Origin of the sequence: Mycobacterium colombiense, from assembly GCF_003284975.1 — a bacterium.
Classification (GTDB): Bacteria; Actinomycetota; Actinomycetes; order Mycobacteriales; family Mycobacteriaceae; genus Mycobacterium; species Mycobacterium europaeum_A.
In genome coordinates this window covers 1-20,899 of sequence record NZ_QMEU01000034.1, presented here as the reverse complement: position 1 = coordinate 20,899, position 20,899 = coordinate 1, and the positions used below count along the sequence as shown (strand labels likewise).

General features: G+C 66.0%; 25 protein-coding genes. 9 read left to right on the top strand and 16 right to left on the bottom strand.

What is annotated here, in order from left to right; translation table 11 throughout:
* The first annotated feature begins 144 nt into the window (after positions 1–144).
* Entirely contained in the window at positions 145–1,335 is a 1,191-nt protein-coding gene (locus DQP58_RS13480) for a pyridoxal phosphate-dependent aminotransferase (RefSeq protein WP_112708858.1), read from the top strand.
* Here the strand turns inward: DQP58_RS13480 and DQP58_RS13475 are convergent.
* Genes DQP58_RS13475 through DQP58_RS13450 form a run of 4 tightly spaced genes read right to left on the bottom strand, consistent with a single transcriptional unit; the run spans position 1,332 to position 4,015 of the window.
* Positions 1,332–1,772: an SRPBCC family protein gene (locus DQP58_RS13475; protein ID WP_112708857.1), complete on the bottom strand. Its 441-nt coding sequence runs from the start codon at positions 1,770–1,772 to the stop codon at positions 1,332–1,334. The genes DQP58_RS13480 and DQP58_RS13475 overlap by 4 nt on opposite strands.
* Positions 1,773–1,810: 38 nt before the next feature.
* Positions 1,811–2,266 carry an SRPBCC family protein gene (locus tag DQP58_RS13470; protein ID WP_112708856.1) on the bottom strand — a complete coding sequence of 152 codons (456 nt, stop codon included), beginning with the start codon at positions 2,264–2,266 and terminating at the stop codon, positions 1,811–1,813.
* Positions 2,267–2,324: 58 nt separating this feature from the next.
* Positions 2,325–3,566, bottom strand: coding sequence for a CaiB/BaiF CoA transferase family protein (locus DQP58_RS13465; RefSeq protein ID WP_240629808.1), 1,242 nt, complete (start codon positions 3,564–3,566; stop codon positions 2,325–2,327).
* Positions 3,567–3,571: 5 nt separating this feature from the next.
* A complete protein-coding gene (locus DQP58_RS13450) occupies positions 3,572–4,015 on the bottom strand; it encodes an SRPBCC family protein (RefSeq protein ID WP_112708855.1) in 444 nt (147 codons plus the stop codon).
* 67 nt (positions 4,016–4,082) lie between these two features.
* On the opposite strand from DQP58_RS13450, the gene DQP58_RS13445 reads away from it, so the two are divergent.
* The gene (locus DQP58_RS13445; protein WP_112708876.1) at positions 4,083–5,768 is read left to right on the top strand and encodes an alpha-keto acid decarboxylase family protein; all 1,686 of its coding nucleotides are present in this window, start codon (positions 4,083–4,085) and stop codon (positions 5,766–5,768) included.
* A 4-nt stretch (positions 5,769–5,772) separates the two neighbouring features.
* Here DQP58_RS13445 and DQP58_RS13440 read toward each other — a convergent pair whose 3' ends face one another.
* The 5 genes from DQP58_RS13440 to DQP58_RS13420 form a co-directional block, all read right to left on the bottom strand.
* Positions 5,773–5,958, bottom strand: a complete 186-nt coding sequence (locus DQP58_RS13440) for a (2Fe-2S)-binding protein (RefSeq protein ID WP_066880519.1) — start codon at positions 5,956–5,958, stop codon at positions 5,773–5,775.
* 10 nt (positions 5,959–5,968) lie between these two features.
* On the bottom strand, positions 5,969–6,595 hold the full coding sequence (locus DQP58_RS13435; RefSeq protein WP_112708854.1) for a fatty-acid--CoA ligase: 627 nt from the start codon (positions 6,593–6,595) through the stop codon (positions 5,969–5,971).
* On the bottom strand, positions 6,592–8,058 hold the full coding sequence (locus tag DQP58_RS13430) for a FadD3 family acyl-CoA ligase (RefSeq protein ID WP_112708875.1): 1,467 nt from the start codon (positions 8,056–8,058) through the stop codon (positions 6,592–6,594). The genes DQP58_RS13435 and DQP58_RS13430 overlap by 4 nt, the downstream gene beginning before the upstream one ends.
* 25 nt (positions 8,059–8,083) lie before the next feature.
* Positions 8,084–9,274, bottom strand: a complete 1,191-nt coding sequence (locus tag DQP58_RS13425; RefSeq protein WP_066864260.1) for an amidohydrolase family protein — start codon at positions 9,272–9,274, stop codon at positions 8,084–8,086.
* A gap of 87 nt (positions 9,275–9,361) precedes the next feature.
* Positions 9,362–9,781 carry a lipoprotein LpqH gene (locus DQP58_RS13420; RefSeq protein ID WP_112708853.1) on the bottom strand — a complete coding sequence of 140 codons (420 nt, stop codon included), beginning with the start codon at positions 9,779–9,781 and terminating at the stop codon, positions 9,362–9,364.
* Positions 9,782–9,892: 111 nt separating this feature from the next.
* Between DQP58_RS13420 and DQP58_RS13415 the strand changes: the two genes are divergently transcribed.
* Together DQP58_RS13415 and DQP58_RS13410 are read left to right on the top strand one after the other, a co-directional pair.
* Positions 9,893–10,648 carry an enoyl-CoA hydratase/isomerase family protein gene (locus tag DQP58_RS13415; RefSeq protein WP_112708874.1) on the top strand — a complete coding sequence of 252 codons (756 nt, stop codon included), beginning with the start codon at positions 9,893–9,895 and terminating at the stop codon, positions 10,646–10,648.
* Between the two features lie 71 nt (positions 10,649–10,719).
* On the top strand, positions 10,720–11,085 hold the full coding sequence (locus tag DQP58_RS13410; RefSeq protein ID WP_112708873.1) for a hypothetical protein: 366 nt from the start codon (positions 10,720–10,722) through the stop codon (positions 11,083–11,085).
* On the opposite strand, the gene DQP58_RS13405 is transcribed toward DQP58_RS13410, so the two are convergent.
* Positions 11,001–11,720: a TetR/AcrR family transcriptional regulator gene (locus tag DQP58_RS13405; RefSeq protein WP_112708852.1), complete on the bottom strand. Its 720-nt coding sequence runs from the start codon at positions 11,718–11,720 to the stop codon at positions 11,001–11,003. The two genes, DQP58_RS13410 and DQP58_RS13405, sit on opposite strands and share 85 nt — an antisense overlap.
* Positions 11,721–11,914: 194 nt before the next feature.
* On the opposite strand from DQP58_RS13405, the gene DQP58_RS13400 reads away from it, so the two are divergent.
* Entirely contained in the window at positions 11,915–13,210 is a 1,296-nt protein-coding gene (locus DQP58_RS13400) for a cytochrome P450 (protein ID WP_112708851.1), read from the top strand.
* 20 nt (positions 13,211–13,230) lie between these two features.
* Here DQP58_RS13400 and DQP58_RS13395 read toward each other — a convergent pair whose 3' ends face one another.
* From DQP58_RS13395 to DQP58_RS13380, 4 genes are read right to left on the bottom strand one after another with little or no spacing between them, the layout of a single operon-like run.
* Complete coding sequence (locus DQP58_RS13395; protein ID WP_112708850.1) at positions 13,231–13,512, bottom strand: cytochrome C oxidase subunit IV family protein; 282 nt, start codon at positions 13,510–13,512, stop codon at positions 13,231–13,233.
* A gap of 4 nt (positions 13,513–13,516) precedes the next feature.
* Positions 13,517–14,095 (bottom strand): cytochrome c oxidase subunit 3 family protein, encoded by a 579-nt coding sequence (locus tag DQP58_RS13390; RefSeq protein ID WP_112708849.1) that lies wholly within the window; start codon positions 14,093–14,095, stop codon positions 13,517–13,519.
* A complete protein-coding gene (locus DQP58_RS13385; RefSeq protein ID WP_112708848.1) occupies positions 14,092–14,907 on the bottom strand; it encodes a hypothetical protein in 816 nt (271 codons plus the stop codon). Before DQP58_RS13385 ends, DQP58_RS13390 begins: the two co-directional genes overlap by 4 nt.
* Positions 14,904–15,689, bottom strand: coding sequence for a hypothetical protein (locus DQP58_RS13380; protein ID WP_112708847.1), 786 nt, complete (start codon positions 15,687–15,689; stop codon positions 14,904–14,906). Before DQP58_RS13380 ends, DQP58_RS13385 begins: the two co-directional genes overlap by 4 nt.
* A gap of 101 nt (positions 15,690–15,790) precedes the next feature.
* On the opposite strand from DQP58_RS13380, the gene DQP58_RS13375 reads away from it, so the two are divergent.
* A complete protein-coding gene (locus tag DQP58_RS13375; RefSeq protein ID WP_112708846.1) occupies positions 15,791–16,393 on the top strand; it encodes a TetR/AcrR family transcriptional regulator in 603 nt (200 codons plus the stop codon).
* Positions 16,394–16,404: 11 nt separating this feature from the next.
* Here the strand turns inward: DQP58_RS13375 and DQP58_RS13370 are convergent, their stop codons facing one another.
* Complete coding sequence (locus tag DQP58_RS13370) at positions 16,405–16,788, bottom strand: hypothetical protein (RefSeq protein WP_197497979.1); 384 nt, start codon at positions 16,786–16,788, stop codon at positions 16,405–16,407.
* A 220-nt stretch (positions 16,789–17,008) separates the two neighbouring features.
* Here DQP58_RS13370 and DQP58_RS13365 point away from each other — a divergent pair, with 220 nt between their 5' ends.
* The 3 genes from DQP58_RS13365 (at position 17,009) to DQP58_RS13355 (ending at position 19,021) form a co-directional block, all read left to right on the top strand.
* Positions 17,009–17,731, top strand: a complete 723-nt coding sequence (locus DQP58_RS13365; protein WP_112708845.1) for a hypothetical protein — start codon at positions 17,009–17,011, stop codon at positions 17,729–17,731.
* Positions 17,728–18,366 (top strand): hypothetical protein, encoded by a 639-nt coding sequence (locus tag DQP58_RS13360; RefSeq protein WP_112708844.1) that lies wholly within the window; start codon positions 17,728–17,730, stop codon positions 18,364–18,366. Before DQP58_RS13365 ends, DQP58_RS13360 begins: the two co-directional genes overlap by 4 nt.
* A gap of 133 nt (positions 18,367–18,499) precedes the next feature.
* A complete protein-coding gene (locus DQP58_RS13355) occupies positions 18,500–19,021 on the top strand; it encodes a hypothetical protein (protein WP_112708872.1) in 522 nt (173 codons plus the stop codon).
* 54 nt (positions 19,022–19,075) lie between these two features.
* On the opposite strand, the gene DQP58_RS13350 is transcribed toward DQP58_RS13355, so the two are convergent.
* Positions 19,076–20,863 (bottom strand): MCE family protein, encoded by a 1,788-nt coding sequence (locus DQP58_RS13350; protein WP_112708843.1) that lies wholly within the window; start codon positions 20,861–20,863, stop codon positions 19,076–19,078.
* Positions 20,864–20,899 lie beyond the last annotated feature (36 nt).

Below are 20,899 nucleotides of genomic sequence, written 5' to 3'. Positions count from 1 at the left end.
CACGCGTCGGCTCGGCCGGACGGCCGCCCCGGCCGAACGTGCAACTACGTTCACGCTCGGCGGCGAGTGCGCACTTAACTTCACGCTGGGCCGGCAGGCGTACCGGGCACTGGCCGTGGCCCGCCACGCCTAAGCTCGACCACCATGACGGTGGAGCGACTGCGCCCCTACGCGACCACGGTGTTCGCCGAGATGTCGGCGCTGGCCGCGCGCATCGGAGCGGTGAACCTGGGCCAGGGGTTTCCCGACGAGGACGGCCCCCCGGCCATGCTCAAGGCCGCCCAGGAGGCCATCGCCGACGGGGTCAACCAGTACCCCCCGGGCATCGGCATCGCGCCGCTGCGCCACGCCATCGCGGCCCAGCGCCGGCGCCGCTACGGCATCGACTACGACCCCGACACCGAGGTGCTGGTGACGGTCGGGGCGACCGAGGCCATCGCCTCGGCGGTGATCGGCCTGGTCGAACCCGGCTCCGAGGTCCTGCTGATCGAGCCGTTCTACGACTCCTACTCACCCGTGGTGGCGATGGCCTCCGCGCAACGGGTGGCGGTGCCCCTGGTCCCCCACGGTCGCGGCTTCGCCCTGGACGCCGACGCGCTGCGCCGGGCCGTTACGCCCCGGACCCGGGCGCTGATCGTCAACTCACCGCACAACCCGACCGGCACGGTGCTACGCGCCGAAGAGTTGGCGGCCATCGCCGAGGTGGCGGTCGCGGCCGACCTACTGGTGATCACCGACGAGGTCTACGAGCACCTGGTATTTACGACCCCCAGTGGCCACCAACACGTGCCGTTGGCCGGCTTGCACGGTATGGCCGAGCGCACCATCACCATCTCCAGCGCGGCCAAGATGTTCAACTGCACCGGCTGGAAGATCGGATGGGCTTGCGGCCCAGCGCATCTGATCGCCGGGATGCGCGCGGCCAAACAGTACCTGAGCTATGTCGGCGGCGCGCCGTTCCAGCCGGCGGTGGCGCTGGCCCTGGACACCGAGGACGCATGGGTGGACGACCTGCGCGCCACGCTGCAGGCCAGACGCGATCGGCTGGCCGCCGGGCTGATCGACGTCGGGTTCGAGGTGCACGACAGCGCCGGCACGTACTTCCTGTGCGCCGATCCGCGTCCGCTGGGATACGACGACAGCAGCGAGTTCTGCGCGGTGCTGCCGGAAAAGGTTGGCGTTGCCGCGATCCCGATGTCGGCGTTCTGCGACCCTGCGGCGAGCAACGGTCCGGCCGACGTGTGGAATCACTTGGTGCGCTTCACCTTCTGTAAACGCGACGACACACTCGACGAGGCGATCAAGCGGCTGGCCGCGCTGAAAGACGCCGGTTAGCCGACCGTTCCCATCACGCGCTTACGCAGGCCCTCCAGCGCGGAGTGCAGGATTTTCTTGCGGGCCCGGGCTATCCAGAACTCCGGTAGCGGCGCCCACGGTTCGACGGTGATGGTGAAGCGCACCCTGGTCTTGTCGACGCCCAGCCGGCTCAGGTTGTACTCGCCGTGCTGACCGTGCTGCTGCGCCGTCTTCCGGGCGTCCCACACCATCCAGTCTGGGCCCCAATGGTATTCGAGCAATTCCGTGTCGTGGATGCCGGTCACCGAGATCGTGACCTTCACGTGGTGGGGGCGGCCGTCAGGGTGCTTGTCGACGACCTCGACCCGCTTGTGGACCGACGACCACGAGGGCACGGCATCCATATCGGCGAGCGCCTCCATGATGACTTCCGGAGGCGCGTCGATGACGATTTCCGACGATGCTTGAACGGCCACTATTACTAAGTTAACGCCAGCGCAGCCACCGGCGAAGGCTATTCGGCGCCGGGGGACTCCCTGTAGCCCGAGACCAGGTCGCGCAACCCCTTCATCGAGGCGTCGAGAACGCTCTCGGCGGCCCGTCGCACGATGAACGCGGGCATGGGCCGGCCGGGTTCGACGGTGATGTCGAAGCGCACCCGAGTCTGGTCGATCCCTTCGGGTTTGAGGGTGTATTCGACGTGCTGCCCGTGCTGCTGCGAGGTCCCCGTGGCGTCGTAGACGACCCAATCGGGGCCCCAGTGATATTCCAGGACCTCTTTGTCGACCAGCCCGAGGATCTTGATGGTGGTCTTGACATGGTGGGGCCGGCCGTCGGGATAACGGTCGATCACTTCGATGTGTTTGTGCAGCGGCGACCACGATGACAGGACGCCGACGTCTGTCAGCGCCTCCATGACCACTTCTGGCGGCGCGTTGACGACGAATTCCCGTGATGCTTTTACGGCCACTGAACATCAACTTAGCAACGCCGATCTCGCTACGGACGGATTCGGCGTAAACAGTTACCTACCAGTTGATTTCGGCAAGCGGCGTGGTCGTCGCCGGGGGTGGTCCGACCGGCCCGGCCGGGGTCCGCGAAAAGCGCGGGGCGGGCGCGCCCTGGTCGGCGCCGTGGGCGGTGATGACCGTGGACCGCGCCCGCAAGTGCTCGTCGGTGGCGGCCTCGCTCCACGTCAGCACTGCGGTGACGCACGCGTCGGTGCCGGCGAACGTCTGTGCCCACTCGTCGCGCGTGCGCCCGGCGAACCGCCGGGTGAAGATCTCGCGCATCCGCGGATAGGAAGCTTTGTCGTGTTGGGCGGGCACGTCATCGGGTGACAGGCCAAGCCCATCGAGCAACGCCGCGAAGAATTGCGGCTCGATGGCGCCGACGGCGACGTACTTACCGTCGGCGGTCTCGTAGCAGCCGTAGAACGGGGCGCCACCGTCGAGCAGAAACGATTCGCGCCGGTCGCGCAGTGCCCCAGTGGACTTCATGGTCCACATCATCTGGGACAGCAGGCTGACACCGTCGACCATCGCCGCGTCGATCACCTGCCCGGTGCCCGAGCGTTCGCGTTCGTAGAGGGCGGCCGCGATGCCGATCACCACCAGCATCGAGCCGCCGCCGAAGTCGGCGACCAGGTTCAGCGGCGGCATCGGTGGCCGGTCGGCGTAGCCCAGCGCCGACAACGCACCGGTCTGCGCCAGGTAATTGATGTCGTGGCCGGCGGTCGCGGCCAGCGGGCCGTGCTGGCCCCAGCCGGTCATCCGGGCGTAGATCAGCCGCGGGTTGAGCGCCGCGCAGTCGTCGGGCCCGATGCCGAGTCGCTCGCAGGTTCCGGGCCGGAAGCAGTCCAGCAGCACGTCGGCCTTGGCGGCCAGGCCCAGCAGCGCCTGCGGACGCGCCTTGACGTCCAGGTCGACGATGCGCTTGCCGCGGTGCAGCAGGTCGCGACTCTCGGCCGGCATCGCGACGCCTGTTTGGTGGCGACCCGCTTCGCCCGGCTTCGCCGCGCTCGCGATCGCCACGCCTGTTTGGTGGCGACCCGCTTCGCCCGGCTTCGCCGCGCTCGCGATCGCCACGCCTGTTTGGTGGCGACCCGCTTCGCCCGGCTTCGCCGCGCTCGCGATCGCCACGCCGCCGGGCCGGCGCACCCGCACCACGTCGGCACCCAAGTCGGCGAGCAGCATTCCCGCGTGCGGCCCGGGCCCGATGCCGCCGAGTTCGATGACGCGCACCCCCGCCAGCGGCCCGCCACCGCCCACGGCGGCTAGTTACCCTTCTTTACCTGGAGCACCCGCTCGCGCAGCGCCTTGGTCGCCGAATCGATGGTTCCCTTCACGGCACGCTTGAGCACAAAGCCCGGCAGCGGCACGTTCGGGTCGGCCAGCAACTCGAACTTGACCAGGGTCCCCTCGCCCTGCGGCACCAGGGTGTACTTCCCGTCCTGCGCCTTCTGCTGCGAGGAGCTGACCAGCTTCCAGCTCACCACGTTGTCGCCCCAGGTGTAGGCCACCACCTGTTCGTCGGTGATCCCGGCGACCTTGACCTTCATCCGCACTTGGCGGGGGCGCCCGTCGTCGCCGGTGTCGAGGATCTCCGCACTCTGATGCGGCTCCGACCAGTCGGGCATCGCTTCGAAGTCGGCGATGACGTCCAGAATCTCGTCGGGACTGGCTTCGATGACGATGTCGCGGGATTCTTTGAGTGCCATGGCCCGCACGATACTGGCACGGCGTCTCACCCGGAACGGATTGGACTTCGAGCGTACCGTCGTGGGAGTGACTGATGCCGCGACCGATACCGCATACACCGTCGGTGACTACCTGTTGGACCGTCTCGCCGAGCTCGGCGTCTCGGAGATCTTCGGTGTTCCCGGCGATTACAACCTGGAATTCCTCGACCACATCATCGCCCATCCCCGCATCCGCTGGGTCGGCAACGCCAACGAACTCAACGCCGGCTACGCCGCCGACGGATACGGTCGCCTGCGCGGAATGTCGGCTTTGGTAACGACATTCGGCGTCGGCGAGCTCTCGGCGGCCAACGCGATCGCGGGCAGCTACGCCGAACAGGTACCCGTCGTGCACATCGTCGGCGGCCCGTCCAAGGACGCCCAGGGCACCCGCCGCGCGCTGCACCATTCGCTCGGCGACGGGGACTTCGAGCACTTCTTCCGGGTCAGTCGCGAAATCACTTGCGCCCAAACCAATCTCATGCCCGCAACGGCCCGCCGCGAGATCGACCGGGTGTTGTCGGAGGTGCGTGAGCAGAAGCGCCCCGGATATATCCTGCTGTCCACCGACGTGGCGCGCTTCCCTACCGAGCCGCCGGAGGCGCCGTTGCCCCGCTACACCGGTGGCACCAGTCCCCGTGCCCTGGCGATGTTCGTCGAGGCGGCGAGCGCACTCATCGGCGACCACCAGATCACGGTGCTCGCCGACCTGCTGGTGCACCGGCTGCAGGCGATCAAGGAACTCGAGGCGCTGCTGGCCGCCGACGTGGTGCCGCACGCCACGTTGATGTGGGGCAAGAGCCTGCTCGACGAGAGCTCACCCAACTTCCTGGGCATCTACGCCGGGTCGGCCAGCGCGCCGGCGGTGCGCGCCGCGATCGAAGACGCGCCCGTGCTGGTGACCGCCGGCGTGGTGTTCACCGACATGGTCAGCGGCTTCTTCAGCCAGCGCATCGACCCGGCCCGGACCATCGACGTGGGCCAGTATCAGAGCAGCGTGGCCGGGGAAGTCTTCGCGCCGTTGGAAATGGGCGCCGCGCTCGACGCGCTGGCCACCATCGTGGCCCGGCGCGGTGTCTCGTCGCCGCCGGTGGTATCGCCGCCGGCCGAGCCGCTGCCGCCGCCCCCGCACCGCGACGAACCGCTGACCCAGAAGATGCTGTGGGACCGCCTGTGTGTGGCCCTCACACCGGGCAACGTGGTGCTCGCCGACCAGGGCACCTCTTTTTATGGCATGGCCGACCACCGGTTGCCGCAGGGCGTTACGTTCATCGGTCAACCACTATGGGGCTCAATCGGTTACACGTTGCCCGCCGCGCTGGGGGCGGCCGTGGCGCACCCCGACCGCAGGACGGTGTTGATCATTGGCGACGGCGCCGCGCAACTGACCGTCCAGGAGCTGGGCGCCTTTTCGCGCGAGGGCCTGTCCCCCGTCATCGTGGTGGTCAACAACGACGGCTACACGATCGAGCGGGCGATCCACGGCCAGACCGCGCCCTATAACGACATCGTGAGCTGGCAGTGGACGGACGTACCCCGGGCGCTGGGCGTTACCGACCACTTGTCGTTTCGGGTGCAGACCTACGGCGAGCTCGACGACGCCCTGACCGCAGCGGCGCAAAACCAGGACCGCATGGTGTTCGTCGAAGTGATCTTGCCCCGGCTCGAAATCCCCAACCTGCTCGTCGAACTCGTCCGACCGACGTCACCGGACGGCAGCCCTCGGCGCTGACGCCCTAGCGCGAGTTCGGAGTTCGCTCCGGGCTGGAGGAGCGCAGGATGGCCTGCACCGTGCGCCGGCAGCGACCGCAGTCGGCGCCCGCTCCGCAGGCCTGGGCGACTTCCTTGGTCGTCGACGCCCCGCATTCCACGGCCTCGGTCACGGTTTGGCTGGTGACGCCGTTACACAGGCATACGAACACCGGCGAGCCCTCAGTCCGCCCCGATGCGCATCATGTCGAAGAGTCGGCCGACGAATATCGGCGGATAGGCACCCACTCCGGCGCCGGACAACCATTCAGCCGCAGCGTCGGGATGGTCGATCCATCGCTGGGCGCTCGCTTCGTCGGGCAGCTCTGACATGATCAGCACCTCATGCTCATCGTCGAAAGCCTGGAAAACCCAAGTCTTTTGAACGCCGGCCGCGACGAATCTGTCCATGGCCGAAGACACTTCGCTGGTGAGAGCCGAAACGTCGTTGACCGACGCGATGGCGGCCACCACGACGCCCGGTGCCGCGGGGGTTTTCGGTGGCTGCGCGATGAACCTGTCGACGATCTCGCCGGCGAAGACCGCGGGTATGTCCTCGACGCCGGCCTCGTCGAACCAGTCGAAGAAGACCCGTGAGCGCAACAGCTCCACGATCGGCTCCCGGCTGTGGACGCCGATCATCACCAACACCCGCCCATGGTCATGTGTCGAGGTGTAGACGAGCACATGGTGCGCACCGATGTCGGCCAGGGCGGCCTTATTGCGTTCCAGCAACGGCCAGACCCGGGTCGGGTCGGGGACGCGATAGTCCGACGCAATCACCATCGAATGAATGTCGGCGTTGTTCACCGCAGTTGGTCCTTCATCACTTTCCCCGTGGCGTTGAGTGGAAGTGAATCAAGGAACTCTACCGCGCGCGGCACTTTGAACCCGGCCATCCGGTCCCGGCACCAGCCGATCAGCTCTTCGGCGCTGATATCGGCGTTACGGACCACGAAGGCCTTGCCCACCTGGCCCATCCGCTCGTCGGGGACACCGATGACGGCCGCCTGTGCGACGGCCGGGTGGCTGAGCAGGAAGCCCTCGATCTCGGCCGGGTAGGCGTTGAATCCACCGACGATGAACATGTCCTTTTTCCGGCCGACGATGCGCAGCCGACCGGCCTCGGTGAATTCCCCCAGATCCCCGGTGTGCAGCCACCCCTCGCCATCGATCGCTTGGGCGGTGGCCTCCGGTTCGTCGAGGTACCCCTGCATGACTCCGTAGCCGCGGACCAGCACTTCGCCGTCGTCGGCGATGCGCACCTCGACCCCGTCGCACGGCACGCCCGCGGTGGTGGCCACATCCTCGAAAGAGTCGCCGGGCAGCGAAAGGGTGACGTTGCCGGCCTCGGTCAGACCGTAACCCGTCATCAACGTCTGAAAGGGCAGCTCGTCATGGATGCGCCGCACCAGCTCGACGGGAATGTCGGCGGCGCCGGTCACCCCCGCACGCAACGACGACAGCTTGGCTTTGTCCCCCACCGTCAGCAACGAGTGATACAGCGTCGGCGGTCCGGGAAGCATTGTAATGCGTTCGCGTTCAATGAGGTTCACGACGGTGGCGACGTCGAACACCGCGACGGGCAGCATCGTCGCACCGCGCAGGAAAGAGGTCACGAGGCCGGCTTTGAGCCCGAAGGTGTGGAAGTACGGGTTGATCTGCAGATAGCGGTCGCCCTCGCGCAGGTCCGCGAGCGTCGCCCACTCCTCGTACATGCGCAGCGTCTGTCCGTGATTCAGCATTGCGCCCTTGGGGCGCCCGGTGGTGCCCGAGGTGAAGATGATGTCCGAGGTGTCGGTGCCGCGCACCGGACGCTCGAACGGTGAACCGCTGGACAGGAAGTCGGACTTCAGGTCGATGACCGGCACCCCGGTGGGGGCGGTGTAATCCTGGTCCAAAAAGCCCTTCTGGACCAGGACGGCCTTCACCTTGCTGCGGCCGATGATGTCACCGGCCTCTTCGGTCTTGAACCGCGTGTTGACCGGGACGAGCACACCGCCCGCGGTGAGCAAGCCGAACGCGGCGATGATCCACTCGGCCGAATTCGGTGCCCAGATCGCGACCCGGTCGCCCTTTTCGATGCCGAGGCCAGCGAAAGCGCCCGCGGCGCAACGAATTCGCTCGACGAGCTGGGCGAAAGTCAAACGCAGCGGACCGTCGACGACTGCTTCCGCATCGCCGAAGCGGTCCGCTGCGCTCAAGACCATCTCGGGGATGGTCTGCCAGATCCGATTGGCCGGCTCCTCCTCATCGCGCTTCGCGCTCTGCATCGTCACCGCCCGGCTGGCCGCTCGGTCACACCGTGACGAGCCGACCGAGGTTGCCGCCCATGATCTTCGCCTGGTCGTCAACGGACAGGTGCGACAGCGCGTTGACGTAATACGTCGGCTCCGCCAGGCCCTCGGGGTGCGGCCAGTCCGAGCCGTACAAGACCTGATCCACACCGACAAGGCTGATCAGGTCATCGATGCCGTCCTCGAAGAACGGGCTGACGTGGATCCGGTTCTTGACCGTCTCGACGGGGTCGCTCGGGAAGGCCTCCGGGGCCTTCCGGAAGACCTCGGCCAAGCCGTCCAGCAGCGGGGTCATCCACTTCGAACCGGCCTCGACGATCGCGACCTTCAGCTTCGGGTGGCGGTAAAGCGCGCCGTGAATCACCCACGAGCCCACCGCATCCTGGATCGGCCGCCACTCGTTGAGAATGTTCATCGCATTGGTTTGGAACGGCAGCATTTCCTGTTCGGCGCCGTCCCACTCGGAGGTGTAGCGCGAGTAGCCACTGTCGCTGGAGTGCATGCCGACCAGCACGTCGTGCTCGACGACCCTTTCCCAGAACGGGTCGAACTCGGGCACCGCGAACGACCGCGGGCCGCGGAAGCCGGGGACGGGCGCGGGGCGGATCAAAATGGCCCGGGCGCCGCGCTTGACCGCCCACTCCAGTTCCTCGATCGCCTTCTCCACGATCGGCAGGGTGATGACCGGGGTGGTGAAGATGCGGTTCTGGTAGTTGAAGCCCCACACCTCATCGAGCCATTCGTTCAGCGCGTGGACCAGGACGTGGATGGCGACCGGGTCGTCGCGCAGCCGCTCCTCGAGCAGGCTGGCCAGCGTCGGGAACATCAGCGTGCGGTCCAGTCCCAGCTCGTTCATCTTCTCCAGCCGCGGGCCGGGCTCGAAGAACGCCGGGATCGCGCGCATCGGCTCGCCGAACAGCTCGCGCTTGGATTTGCCGTCCGGGTTGCCGAACTTGAAGTACTCCTCCCAGGCACCCGGCCGGGCGACGACCTCGAAGGTCGGGTTGGGAATGTAGTTGCTGATCTGGCCGCGGATGGCGATCTTCGTCCGGCCGTTGACCTGCACGTACTGGACATAGTCCTTATACGCCTTGGGCAAGAACTTGGTCAGCGCTTCCGGTGGCTCGTACAGATGGTTATCCGCGTCAAAGATCGGAAACGGGACGTCTTCCCGGTGCGACAACTGCCCCATGAAATCCTCCTTCTTGATTTGTGAGAATACTATTCTCTACAGGCGCCTAACCGCAACGTGCCCCCGCCGAACCGCTGTTCGACGAGGTCAGCACGACACGTAGATCTTGTAGGTGGCGGTAGCCGGTTCCCCGGGCTTGTCGGTCTTGTAGCCGTTGGCGGTGCCACTGATGGTGAATTTGTCACCCGTCATGCTCAGGTCGCCGGTCCCGTCGCCGCCCCGCGAGTACATCCCGGTGAAGCCACCCACATTCTGGAGGTGCACCGACTCGACCGTCGCCGGTTGCGCGCTCTCGTCGACGATGAGCTTGGCGCCGGCAAAATCGCTACCGATGTCGATCGTCCGGGTCCATTCGCGTTGACCGCACTTGACGATATGAAAATTCCGGTCGTTGCCGTTGACGGTGACGGATGCCGTGCCGGCGAGTTGGGTCGGCGGTCGCGACGTGCACGCCGCGAGCAAGGTAATGGTCAGGACCGCAGTGGCGGCCGCGATGGGACTCCGCACCGAGTCACCTCAATTCTCGCCGGCGAAAGTTCTTGGGCTGCAGCGATGATGTTATTCTCGCGAAAAGAGAATGCCAATATCGGGTTCGTGCCGAGGAGCGATAACAAGAACATGGTGGACCTGGAGATCGACGACGGGTTGGCCGTGGTCACCATCGACCGCCCCCACGCGCGCAATGCCATTGGCCTGGACACCATGGACCAGCTGGAGAAGGCGCTCGACGCGGCGGCGGATGCGCAGGCGCTGGTGATCAAGGGCGCCGGGGACAAGGCCTTCGTCTCCGGCGGTGACCTCAAGGAACTGAGCGCGCTGCGGACCGAGGCGGACGCCGCGGCGATGGCCCGGCGGATGCGGACCATCTGCGACCAGCTCGCGGACTTCCCCGCCCCCGTCATCGCCGCGCTCAACGGTCACGCGTTCGGTGGCGGCGCCGAAGTCGCGGTCGCCGCCGACATCCGGGTGGCCGCAGACGACATCAAGATCGCCTTCAACCAGGTGCAGCTGGAGATCATGCCGGCCTGGGGCGGAGCCGAGCGGCTGGCCGCGCTGGTCGGAAAGAGCAAAGCGCTGCTGTTGGCCGGTTCGGGAACCGCCCTCGGCGCGGCCGAGGCCGAGCGGATCGGCCTGGTGGACCGGGTGCTGCCCCGCGCCGTCTTCGACGCACCCGACGAGGGATGGCGAGCGGTCGCGAGGTCGCTGGCCCGCCGCCCGGCGACGGAGATAAAGCGCGTAATCCGCGGAGTTTCTCCTGATGAGGCGATAGCATCCTTTGCGCGACTATGGGTTGCCGACCCACACTGGCAGGCCGCAGAACGGGTCATGAACCGCAACACCAAACCGCGCCCGGCAGCCGGAGGAGCGTCATGACCATCAACTTGAAGACGGTGCTGGGCGGCGGCCCCGCCATCTCGTTGGCCTGTCTGTTGGCCGCGGCGGGAGTGCTGGCGGGAAGCGGGCGGGCACACGCCGATGACCCCGTCATGCATCACGTCAGATACACCGTCACCGCGCAGAATCCGATCTACACCAGCATCTATTACCTGGACCATCAGCCGGCCAAGTTTTCCGACTACAGCCACAACCCCTATTCGTTCACGCCACACGTCGACGTCGACCTCGGCCCGGGCAAACCGTGGGGCTTCGATCTGGACATGTCGGACCCCGACCATTACGCCATGGTCGTGGCGAGCACGGGCACGGAGCCCGGCACGCCGGGGCTTCACTGTGAGCTGGCGGTAGACGGCGCCGTCGTCGTATCCAAGGACGGCCCCAAAGGCGTGCTCTGCTCGCTGCGTAACTGGTGAACCAACCAGGTCTGCGGCACACCCTCGATCGGTTGCGGTTCGCCTTCCAGGCGGCGCAGATAGTTTTCCACCAGCTCCACCGTCTCGGCGTGGCCGGCGGACATGCCGATCGCCTGCTCGAGCACCAGAAAGCGCGAGAGGCTGCTCATCAGCACCGTCCACACCACCGGGGGGATGTCGATGTCCTGGCCCTCGTCTTGGATTCGGGAGCCGTAGCGCTCCAGCGCCGTCGCCACCGCTTGGCGCTGTTCTTCGCGGAAACGCTCTGCGTAGTAGGCGATTTCGGCCCGCATGTCCTTGCGGTGGTTGGCCAGCGCCATGAATTCCATGGAAATCCGGGTGAAGGCGGGGTCGGTGCCGAATCGCCACAGCGCCCACAGCGGCTGTGGCAATTTCAGCATTTGCGCGTGCACCTCGAGGGCCTCTTCGGCCCGGCGACGGAAGACCTCGAGGAACAGCTCTTCCATGGTGCGGAAGTAGTAGTGCACCAGCTGGGGTTTCAATCCCGCCCGGCCCGCCAGCCGGCGCGACGTCACCGCGGCATACCCCTCTTCGAGCATCAGCTGCTCGGCAGCATCGAGCAACAGACCACGGTTTTTCGCGTCCGGCGCCCCGATCCTGCGGGCCGATGTCATGTCCCTGCTCCGTACTGTGTGCCATCCCGTGCCGACCACACGGATCGTATCGTGGCGCGGCGTTGCGATCTTGACCCTGACATTACCGCCATGCTAAGCAGGTGCTCAGCATATTTTCGATCTCGTAATCACGCGGCGATACCGCTTGCCCCGGAACACCACCGGTTGACCCAGCCCAGGGGGACGCACTGAAGATGAGCAACTTCGAGACGATTGACTTCTTCACCGATCCGACGTTGGTCCCGGATCCGCATCCATACTTTGACTACCTGCGGAGCCAAAACCCCGTGCTGCGCCTGCCGCACTACGGCGTCGTCGCCGTCACCGGCTATGACGAGGCCTGCGAGATCTATAAGGACCCCGACACCTTCTCGAACATCGTCGCGCTCGGGGGGCCGTTCCCGCCGCTGCCCTTCACGCCCGAAGGCGACGACATCAGCGACCAGATCGACGCGCACCGCAGCTCCTTCCCCATGTTCGAGCACATGGTCACCATGGATCCGCCGGACCACACCAAAGCCCGATCGGTGCTCGCCAAGCTGCTGACCCCGAGCCGGCTGAAGCAGAACGAGGAGTTCATGTGGCGCCTCGCCGACCGTCAGCTCGACGAGTTCCTCGGCACCGGTGAGTGCGAGTTCATCGCCGAATACTCCAAGCCGTTCGCCACCCTGGTGATCGCCGACCTGCTCGGCGTGCCCGAAGAGGACCACAAGGAGTTCCGCAAGGTCTTGGGCGCCGATCGGCCCGAGGCACGCGTGGGCGCGCTGGACCACGAGTCGGTGGGCATCAACCCGCTTGAGTGGCTCGACGACAAGTTCTGTCACTACATCGAGGATCGGCGCCGCGAGCCGCGCGGCGACGTGCTGACCTTCCTCGCGGAAGCGAAGTACCCGGACGGGTCGACGCCCCCGGTGATCGAGGTGGTCCGCTCGGCGACCTTCCTCTTCGCCGCCGGCCAGGAAACCACGGCCAAGCTGCTCAGCGCCGCCCTGCAGGTGCTCGGTGACCGGCCCGACATCCAGCAACAGTTGCGTGACGACCGCAGCCTGATTCCCGGCTTCATCGAGGAGTCGCTGCGCATGGACAGCCCGGTGAAGAGCGACTCACGCCTGGCCCGCAAGGCCACCAGCATCGGCGGTGTCGACATCCCCGCCGGCACCGTAGTCATGATCCTGCCGGGCGCCGCCAACCGCGACCCGCGCCGATTCGACAACCCGCACGAATTCGACCTGCGCCGCAGGAACGTTCGCGAACACATGGCGTTCGCCCGCGGTGTGCACTCGTGTCCCGGCGGCCCGCTTGCCCGCGTCGAGGGCCGTGTCTCCATCGAGCGGATCCTGGACCGCATGCCGCACATCGAAATCAACGAAGCCCATCACGGGCCGGCCACCGAGCGCCGCTACACCTACGAGCCGACGTACATCCTGCGGGGCCTCAGCGAACTGCACCTGACGTTCACCACCGCCGACGCGGTCGCGCCGGTCGCCTAGGGGCTGATCGGTCGCGAGCGCTAGCGGACCTGCAGTCCGACGAAGTAACTGCCGAGCAAGACCACGGCGATCAGCACCACCCACGCGTCGGTGAGTCGGCACAGCAGGGCCGGGGCGTCTCGCACCTCCATGAACTCGCGAAAGATGATGCGCACCTTGACCAGTGCGATGACGATGACGCTCGACGTGACCACGGCGCTGGACTTCAGCAATCCGCCGGCGGAGTGGTCTATCCCCAGATAGGCCAGGGTCAGCGCGGCCAGGATCACCCAGACCACCAACAGCCTCTTGTTGAGTTTCACTCGCTCACCTCACCACGTAGAGCAGCGCAAAGATCAGCACCCACAGGAAATCGACGGTGTGCCAATAGGTTGCGCAGGTTTCGACAACGTTTTGGTCCCGCCGCGCCGGGCTCAGAAGTTGGTAGACGATGACACCAAGCACGACGAACCCGATCAACAGGTGCACGAAGTGGATGCCGGTGAGGAAGAAATAAAACATGAAGAAGTCGTTGCTGTCGATGCCGTTTCCGGCGTGGACCAGTCGCGCCCACTCGAACACCTTGAACGACAGGAACACTGCGGCGAATGCGGCCGTGATGAAGACATCCCGGAGCGCCGCCCGGTGGGCGCCGGCGCGCGCCGACTGCACACACCGCGCCACCGACCATGAGCTGAGCAACAACACCAACGTGTTCAACACCCCGACGCGCAGGTCGAGCTGAGCCTGTGAATGCAGGAACAGCTCGGCGTTGCGGCCCCGGGAGAACAGGTAGAAGCCGAAATACGCGGCGAACACCAGGGTTTCGAACAGGACGAACGCCCACATGTCGGGCTGGCCCGGCACAGCCCTCGCGCGGGCCGGCTTGCCGGCCAGGCCGGTCACTGCGCCACCGCAGTCTTGGGCGGCAGGTCCGGCAGCACGCCGGTCCCGAAGTCTTCGCGGCGGATCATCTGGAACAGCATGACGATGAACGTGACCTGGTAGATGCCGAACACGACCATGTCGAGCCACCACGCGATCTCGCCATCCCACGCGAACACGCCGCGCCGGAAGATCCAGCACGGCGCCACGACCACCTCGGTCAGCGCGTTGCACAGGTTGAGATAGCCGAACCACTTGGGAAACACCCGATTCTTGTCGAGCAGGATCGCCACCATCCAGATCAGTGAGCCGATCAGGAACACCCCCATCGTTCCGTCAAAAGACAGGAAAGCGAAGTCATACAGCCAGCCGATCACCCGCGGGTCGCGGTCCGGTCGCAGCGTGCCGACGATCAGCGCGATGTTGAGCAGCAGCATGCCGGGTACCGCGCTGAGCGAGTAGATGAGCAGATACGAGTAAGCGAACGCCCGGCTGACCGACATGCGCCGCATCGAATAGGCGATGAGGGCATTGTTGACCGCGATCATGCCGCTGATGGCGAAGATGACGCCGAAGCCGACCGGTATGCCGAGGCGACGTTCGGCGAACCAGTGGACCTGTGTCGCGAGATCCCACGTGGGTTCCGGCGGCGGCTGGACCTGCGCCACGATGAAGAACATGGGGAAAAAGAGGCCGTAGAAGACCATGAGCACCCCCCACGCCAGCCACAGTTCACGCTTGGGATCGCGGCGCAGGTGCCACCCGATCCGGTGATGCAGCGGGCCCGCCGGCGGCGTGGCCGGAGACTTCGGCGGTGTGATCACCGCGCTCATGCGGTAGCCAATTCGGTTGGGCGGCCGCGGCTTTCGGCCCGCTCGCGATAAACGGCTCGACCCAGGACAACACCCATCACGCTGATCCACAGGGCAATGGCGGCGTTTTTCACCCAGAACGACAGCACGCCGTCCCACGCCAGCGGGCCGGTCAACGACACGCCGACGAAGGACGCCGGCACCAGCGCGGCCGCCACCAGCAGGTTGAAGTGTGCCACCCAGCGGCTGAACACCGGGCGCGACTTGTCGTCGAAATAGATCGCCAGGGCCAGAATTACGCACTGCCCGATGAAGAACGGGACCAGAATGGTGAAGGTGATCCAGCCGAGATCGTTGAGCAGCTGGGTCAACTCGGGGCTGCGCTCCGGTCGAAAGGCGGCCAGCAGCCAGCAGACGTCGGCAACGAGAAACAACGTCGGACCACCGGCCGCGCACCCGAGCATCGCATAGGAGAAGATCGGCGTCCGATGCGCCATGCGGCGAATCTGCAGCACGATCAGGGCCAGGATCGGCACGAGGCACACGCCGAACCAATTGAACAGGATCATGCTGGAACGGATCTGAGGAATATGCGCCGGATCGCGGTAGAACGCGGCCACCTGTTCGGCCGGCATGGTGGGTGACATCGGCGGGTTGAACCCCGGGAACAGGAAGAAGGACGCGATCCACAGGATCAGTGCCGCCGGCAACGTCCAGAGCAGAATCAGCTCGCCATCGGTTCGTCGCGCGGCGGTTCGCATCGATTGGCTACCGCCCCCGTCGTTTCCGCCGACGTCGGACATCGGCACTCCTTCCCCGCACGAAACTGCCGCCGAAACCCGGCTAGTGAGCGAAGCTAGCCGATCGGCTAGCCAGGGTCAATAGCGTCGTCTAGTCTCGGTGCGTGGCAACAGCGCGGCAGCCGGACACCGGTGAGCAATTCTGGCTCATCGAGCACAGTCCGGCCCGGACACGAGTACTCGATGCCGCGCTGGATTTGATCGCCACCCACGGCGTCAGCGGTACGTCGCTGCAGATGATCGCCGATGCCGTCGGTATCACGAAAGCCGCTGTCTACCATCAATTCCGGACCAAAGAGCAGATCGTGATCGCCGTGACCGAGCGCGAACTAGGCCGGCTCGAGCCCGCGCTGGAGGCGGCCGAAGCGTACGAAGACGGGCCCCAGGCGCGAGATGCGTTGCTGGTGGGCGTGATTGAGATGGCCGTTCGCGACCGCCGGCTGGTGCGCACGCTGCAATTCGATCCCGTCGTCGTCCGGCTACTGGCCGAGCACAAGCCGTTTCAACATTTCATGGACCGTCTGTACCGGGTCCTGCTGAGCGATGCGGGCCTGGACGGGCGGATCGAGGCCGCTATGTTCTCCGGCGCGCTGAGCACCGCGGTCATGCATCCGCTGGTGGCCGACATCGACGACGAGACCTTGCTCGAACGGGTTACCGATTTGAGCCGGCGCCTGCTCGGTTTGCCTCGACCATCCCGCGACTGACAACGCCGCGGCTACGTGTCGGCGCGGACCCAGCTCGAGATGCCGTCGTGAGCGATACAGATCAGGAACAGACCATCGGGCGCCTGCGCGACGTAGTTCAGATAATTCGTGCAGTCAGAGTTTTCGTCCTTGACCCCCGCCATCGGCGGTGAGCGGAACCATCGCGGCTGGTATCGCCTCGGCGAGCCGCAGAACATCAGCCGACCGGGCTCCGAGGCGAAGGAGACGTATCCGTCGGCGACACCGAAGGCGTAGTAGGTGGTGTTGTCACACGGTGCGCCGAGAACCTGATGGGGCATGATGCCCGGGGTGCAGGCGGGGTAGTCGCAGACGGTCGGCCCGGCCGAGGCTGGCGGCGCCGCCACCACCCCGGCGCCGAGCAACGCGGCAACCATAGCCACGATTGATCGCACCCGATTACTCTGCCACACCTGAAAAGAAAATTCTCCTGGTTGGAGAAGATCACCTGGGCCGATCGGTGTTCGGGGCCGCGCCATGCCGAAACGCCACCTGGCCCCGTTCCCCGGCGAGCAGTGTTTCCGCATGTAAGGGCTCGCGTAGGCGGCCGACCGACGACGGCATTGAGCCCGGGCGGCGGTGATAAGCTGCTTCTCCGTGCACGATCCGGAGGGGCCTGACGCCGACCCACGTGAGGACGCGGCGGCAGACGAAGTTGCCCGGGCCGAAGCGCGCGCCGAGGCGGCGCGGGCACGCCTGTCGCAACTGCGCCGGGCCGCCGAAACCGGGAGCGTGGACGACGAGGACGATGCCTCCCAAGACGCCGAGCAGCGCCCCGCGAAGACCCGCAAGCGGCTACGCCTGCGGCGTCCAGGACGCCCACGGTGGCTGCGGCGTCCCAAGCGGAAAACGGTAGCGGTCGGCGTCGGCTCCGTGCTCTTCACGGCCTCTGTCGCCGCGACCGGTTACATGCTGTGGCAGCACCACATCGCCGTGCATAATCGCCACCTCGCCGCGGAGTTCAGTGCGGCCGCCCGGCAAGGAATCACGGCTTTCATGTCAATCGACCCCGCTCATGCCAAGGAGGATGTCCAGCGCGCGATCGATGCCTCCACCGGCGACCAGAAGAACCAGCTGGCTGTGCTGTCGACCCTGATCGTCAACAAGGCCGAGGAGACGAAAGTCGGCAGCACGGTCACCGTCGAAGGGGTCGCCGTGCAATCGTTGAGCGAAAATTCGGGAGTCGTGCTGGTGGCGGCCAAAACCACTCCCACGGGGCCGGATAACGCCAAACCGCCGCCGGCCTTGTTTCGGCTCAGCGTCAACATGGACCGCGACGGCGGCCAGCTCAAGATGTCGAAAATCGAATTCCTGCGATGACTGTCGAGCATGGCTCGTCGCCGGACGACACCGAAAAGATTGACGGAGACCAGAGTTCATCCGCCGAGGAGAACGACGGGCCACCCGGCGGCGAGGAACCGGCACGCGTGGGCCGGCTGACGGCGATCGGGCACCGGGCCCGGCCATATTTGGCCCGGTGGCGTGCGATCGTCGCGACGGCGTTGGTGGTTGCCGCCGTGGGAGCCGCCGCGGGCGTGTACTTCTTCGTGTACCGGCCGGACCAGCAGGTCGGTGACGCGGCGGCGGGCCGGGCAATTCGGGCGGCATCAGACGGTGCGGTGGCGGCGCTGTCGTATTCCTACGACCATTTGAACCGCGATTTCGCCAACGCGAAATCACATCTCACCGGTGACTTTCTGGCCTATTACAGCAAATTCGCCGACGAGGTCGTCGCGCCGGTGGCGGAGAAGGGACAATTGACGGCGTCCGCCAAGGTGATTCGGGCCGCGGTCTCGGAATTGCATCCCGATTCGGCAGTCGTGCTGGTTTTCGTCGACCAGACGACGGCAAGTGTGCACAAGAAGGATCCCGAGAAGACGCAGAGCAGCGTCCTGGTCACGCTGAAAAAAGTCCGCGGTGCGTGGTTGATTGCAAAATTCGACCCGTCCGGATGAGCGCGGTGGATCTTGTCCCAACCATTACCTGGCAGGCCGAAGCGGTGTAACGTCATCGCTCGAGAACGCCGCAACCGACGGCGAAAAGGCGCCCCATAGGCACTCTCGGATTATGCGCTTCGAGGAGCACCTGATGCGTTCAGTCAAAACACTCATGACCGCAACGCTGGTTGCTGCCACCGCATTCGGCGGTTTGAGCGCTGCGCCCACAGCCCAGGCGATAACCAAGGAAGACGTGGCCCTCAACGGGACGTACCGCGTCACGTCCATCGGCGATTGGGCCCAGCGAAATGACCAGTACTTCGGCGAACCGACGGTCTACCAAGTGTGGACCATCAGCTCGACGTGCGACACCACCTTGGATTGCCACGGCACCGTGACGAGCGACCAGGGATGGAGCGCTCCCCTGTATTTGAGCGATGGGGAGATGTGGAAGGTGAGACGGGAAGTGCCGAACTGGGAGCGGTGCGAGGACGGTACCGCGTTCCCCGGGCAGCAGCAATACTTTTTCTTCCCCGTGAACGACAATGGAGGATTCCAGATCGGCTCGCGGGTCCTCTCGGGCAAGGACAAGACGGTCGGCCCCAGCGGTGCCTGCGGACAAAACAATTGGCTCGATATCACGATGCCGTTGCGCCTGGACCAGCTCTCCTGACCGGCCGGCCGTAGCGTCATCGCCTCACCCCCGGGGCCGCTTCGCCTGGCGAATTCAGGTGGGAAACATGTCCTTCCACGTCCTGGGCGTTTTCGAAGCGACAAGATCCGACTGCTGGTACAACTTCCCGTCCGGACCGACGTAACGACCGGTGCGCGGATCGTACTTCGCCACCACGACCGAGGGCGCGGGCTTGGATGCGTTGGCTCCGAACGAGCTTGGCGCGGCCTGGGGTCCTCCCGCGCCGGCCGTGTCGGCTGGTACCGGATCGGCCGGTGCAGGTTCGGCCGGCGCGGGAGCCGGAGAGACGAGCGGGGCTAACGGCAGTGCCGGCGGCGCGGCCGGCGGCGGGGGAAGTTCTCCCGCCGCAGGGACGTCGAGTGGCGCGATGGGCGGAAGGTCCGCCGACATTCTGGACATCGGGGCCAGCGCTGGTCCCGACGACGGCAGTGGGGGGACGGCGGCTCCCACCGTGCCCGGTGGCGGATTCTCGCCCCGGGGCCCCGCGGGCGCACCGCGTGGCACCGCCCCCGGCGGCAGCGGCGTTCCCTCGACCGGGCCGAAGATCCTGTCATTGGTGGTGATCCGGTCATCGGGCGGCACACCCTGGGCCAGCAGGTTCGGATCCAGCGGGTAGGGACCGAGGGTGTGCTGGCGCATCGCCAGCGGCATGTACGGCTTGTCGCTGTTGCAGATTTCGACGGTCGGGGCACGCTTGCCCGGGTGGCCCATGCAGGGGTAGTTGCGAGCACCGCGCACCGCGATCGGTGAATCCTGCGGCAGTTTGCAATACAACCCATCCGGTGTGTCGATATCGGACAGGTCGTCCGGGGAGCGCCAGGTGTTGGGTGGCATGAAGCCGACCGTACAAATGGGTGGATCGTCGACGGTGGCCGCAAAGTCGCCGTAAGCCCTACCGTCGGGGTGGTTTTCACCCGCAGCGGCAATTTCGATGGCAACGCCCGACGGCAGCAGCACCAGCAGCTGCTCGATGGAAGGGTGGTAGGTGACGCCGATCTGCCCGATGGTGGTCAGGTTGGCGAGCAATACCGGCAGCGTCGGTTTGATCTGTTCGAGAAGCCTCGACGCTTCATTCGCGGCGTCCGGACCCTTCTCCAGGATGGTGCGGAAGTGAGAATCGTTGTTCACCAACGTATCCGAGATGCCGGCGAAGCTATGCGCCCACGTTCTGATCGAATCGGTGGTGCGTGCCTGGGTGTCCAGCAGCGGTCCGGTGTCCTCGGTGAGGGCTCGGGTGCGATCCACGACGCCGTTGGCGTCGCGGGACAGCGTCTTCGAGGAATCGATCAGTGACCCCAGGTCGTAACCGGAACCGTTGAAGCCCTGGAAGGACTCGTCCAGCAGTTGGCCGAGCTTGGTCTTCGGAATGCTTTGGACCAAGGCGTTGACCTGCTCGAGCATCGGGCCGACCGGCTGCGGAATTGTCGTGTCGCGCACGGCGATCACCGACCCGTCGTGCAGATATGGCGGCGAATTCGTCTTGGGCCGTAGGTCCACGTACTGCTCACCCACGGCGGAGACACTGAGCACCTGCGCGGTCAGGTCCGCCGGGACCTTAGGTGAAGTGCTAAGCGAAAGCGTCGCTTTCGCGCCGGTCGGCGTCAAACCCACCGAGGTGACCTTGCCGAGCTGAACCCCGCGGTAGGTCACATTGGAAAACCGGTACAGGCCGCCGGTGGCCGGCAGCTCCAGCGTCACCGTCATCCGGCCGATGCCCAGCAGTGTCGGCGCTTGGATGTAGAACAGGACCATCGAGATCACGCCGATGATTCCGGCGATCACGAAAACCGCCAGCTGGATCCGAACGAAGCGCGTCAGCATCTATCCACCCGCTCCCGTTCCAGGCGCCTCCGCGGG